The organism is Stieleria sp., assembly GCF_041595215.1.
GTDB classification, from domain to species: domain Bacteria; phylum Planctomycetota; class Planctomycetia; order Pirellulales; family Pirellulaceae; genus Stieleria; species Stieleria magnilauensis.
Genome location: NZ_JBFHKV010001068.1, coordinates 1 through 2,925, shown reverse-complemented (window position 1 = coordinate 2,925; position 2,925 = coordinate 1). Strand labels below are relative to the sequence as shown.

3 protein-coding genes are annotated in these 2,925 nt (G+C 60.2%); 1 reads left to right on the top strand and 2 read right to left on the bottom strand.

Going from position 1 to position 2,925, the window contains the following annotated elements; all coding sequences use genetic code 11:
- Positions 1-623 (bottom strand): PIG-L deacetylase family protein (locus ABX749_RS28090; RefSeq protein ID WP_372898945.1); only part of this gene is annotated, 623 nt, incomplete at its 3' end.
- Positions 624-1,024: 401 nt separating this feature from the next.
- Between ABX749_RS28090 and ABX749_RS28085 the strand changes: the two genes are divergently transcribed.
- Entirely contained in the window at positions 1,025-2,485 is a 1,461-nt protein-coding gene (locus ABX749_RS28085) for a DUF1598 domain-containing protein (RefSeq protein ID WP_372898944.1), read from the top strand.
- A 20-nt stretch (positions 2,486-2,505) separates the two neighbouring features.
- Here ABX749_RS28085 and ABX749_RS28080 read toward each other — a convergent pair.
- Positions 2,506-2,925: DUF1080 domain-containing protein (locus ABX749_RS28080; protein WP_372898943.1), on the bottom strand; the 420-nt coding region annotated here is incomplete at its 5' end.

Sequence of the window (2,925 nt, the reverse complement as noted above, 5' to 3'; positions counted from 1 at the left end):
GCGGTCAACGCGTCGACTTTCTGTTCAAACACGCTGTCGACATCCACGACGATGTCAGCTTCGAAGGGATACGGTTTCTGAAAGCGGTCGCTGGAATAAAGAAACACAGGATTCTTCTTCAGCGGCGGAGTCGTCGGGCAAAAGAAAGGCACGGCGACCATGTAGGCGGCGTCTTGGACCAGCACCCCGGTGTAGCGGTGGTCGGGGTGGTAGTCCCAAGGTCGGTGGGAGATCACGATGTCTGCGTCCCATTCACGGATCAGGATCGTGATCTTACGTCGGTTTTCCAGCGTCGGTTCCAACTCCCCGTCGTGGATGTCCAAGACTTCGCTGGTCACGCCCAATCGCTCAGCGACCTTCGCCGATTCGGCGGCGCGGCGTTTGGCCAACGGACCGCCGGCCATACTCCAGTGACCGATATCACCGTTGGTGACCGAAACCAATTTGACCTTGTGACCTTGCGCGGCCCACAAGGCCGCGGTTCCGCCACTCTTGTATTCCGCGTCGTCGGGATGGGCGCCGAAGCAAATGATTCTTAGGGGCTTCGAATCATCCTCCGCAATCAAGCTCGGAAGGTTGGACGACGTGACCGTGAAGACAAGCAGTAGAAACAACAAACGCATGGTAGGACTCCGGCTGGCAGATGAACGGGCATCAGACAAGATGCCTTTCAAGCAGAGATTCTAGCTGGCCGAGCGACGTCGGGTGTGGAACGCTTTGCGAAACCCTCCCGTGTGCGGCAGGGGCGAGCGCAGCGAGGGGAGGGGCGATTCGTGGTGTTGAGTGCTTCCGAGCCACAGCGAACCCTCCCCGCTCCGAGCGTAAACTCCTCCGCGACCCTCCCTGGAAGGGAGGGTGACTTTCTTGATTGATGGTTCCACCTGTTAACTTGATGCGTCTGCCCCACGCTTCACCCGAAGATCTGCAAAAGACGCTGCGGTAAGGATCTGATTTGACAACGCACGTTCAACGCGTACCTTGATAGAAACCGGTCGGCAACTGAATCGGGGGTCTCGTCGTGCTTGTGTCACATTCTGTTGGTTCCAGCGTTCTGCAATCCATTCGCCCGGCGGCTGCGCTCGTGGTGCTGCTTGGTGTTCTGTCGGGAGCCGCTGGGGCGCAGGGTATTGCGGCGATCCAAAACATCTCCAGCACGCCGTTTGTCACCGGGATCACGCCCATCATCGGGTCTCGCGGGGCCGTTGGAGGTGTCGTCGTCGACGCCGATGGCGTGGTCGGTCGCGTCGAGCAGGACGAACTGGATCAGCTTCGCGATCGCTGGAATCAGTTATCCGATTCCATCGACGGGGCCACGAACGTCGAGACGGGGTTTCGCGTCATTTCGCTGGCCGGGCTGGATCGAGCACTTTCCGAATGTCTGGACAATGGCAAACCGATCTCGCCCTCGATGGCCTTTTTGGCGGGGCTGCGCCGAATCGAGTACGTCTTTGCCGTCCCGCCTGGCGATGGAATGCAACACGGCGATGTGTTCCTTGCCGGTCCGGGCGGGCCGTGGAAGGCGAATGAAGCGGGCGAAGTCGTCGGTGTGGCCGACGGACGCGCCGTGCTCCGGCTCGATGACTTGATGGACGCACTGCGTAGAGGCACATTGCCAGAAGGTACACTGCGAGAAGGCGTCCCGATCAACGATCGCCAGATCAGTTGCTCCATCGAACCGACCGCCGCGGGGCTCCGCCAATTCGCCCGTGTTCAAGCCCGGCTCCGCAGCTTCAACCGCCAGGCCGTCGGCGCGATGGAATCCGCGATCGGGCCGCAGCAAGTGCTGATCCGCGGGATCGACCCCGACAGTCATTTCGCCCAAGTCCTGCTCTCGGCCGACTACGCGATGAAGCGTCTTGCCATGGGCTTGGAAGCGGCACCGATTGACTCCCTGCCCAGCTACATGCAGTTGCTGCAACAACACAACGACAGAAATCAACTTTCCTCGCCGCGGTGGTGGATGGCGTCCGACTACGAACCGCTGCGTTGCACCACCGATCGACTCGGATGGCAAATTCGCGGACGACGAATTCGGACGCTGACCCAGGACAGTTTGTTGACCGCCGAGGGGACGCGCAAGACCTTGGACCAAGAAAACCAGTTGGCACAACAGTGGGCCGACGCGATGACCAATCGCTTTGACGAACTATCCATCGCACTGCCGATCTTTGCAGAGTTAAGCAACTGTTTTGACCTGGCCGTGTTCGGGGCGTTGATGGCTCGCGAAGGGTTGGCCGTCCGTGCCGATTGTCAATTCAACGTGCTCGGCGACGCCAGCCGGTTGCAGGGGCCACGCTATCGAGTGCCAACGTCGATCCCGTCGGTGGCGTCGACGATCCGGGGCCGACGCGGCTGGATCGTCAGCGTTTCGGGCGGTGTTTCGATCGATGCCTGGACGGTCGCCGGTCAGACGGCGACCGACGACGGGATCGCAGCGGTCCGCACCCAGGCAGTCCAGGGGGCGGGGCAGCGCTGGTGGTGGTAGCGGGCGCGACGGCGCTGTGTCTACAGTTCTTTCACTTTGATGTTTTTGAACTGGATCTTCATGTGATGACCGCCGTGCAATTGCAACCCGATCGGACCTTCGTCATTGATCGCAATGCCGGTGTAATCGACGCACGGCTCGCCATTGTGGAAGGTCTGGATGCGTTTGCCGGTCAAGATCACTCGCAAGTGATTCCACTCACCGAGTTTCAAGGTCTCCGTCCCCTGGTCCGAGACGCCGGGGTAGCTGCCCCGTTTGTCTTTCGGTGCGTAGACGCAGGCTGACATGTCTTTTTTCAGGCTGCCGGAGATGCCGAGTTGGACTTGGTGCCCGTCACCCCGTAGCATCACTCCCGTGTCGTAGTACTCCGACGACGTTTGGTACTCCAGTTCGATCTCGTAGTCTTTGTAGTCTTTGGTCGTCCACAGGACGGAGCCTTT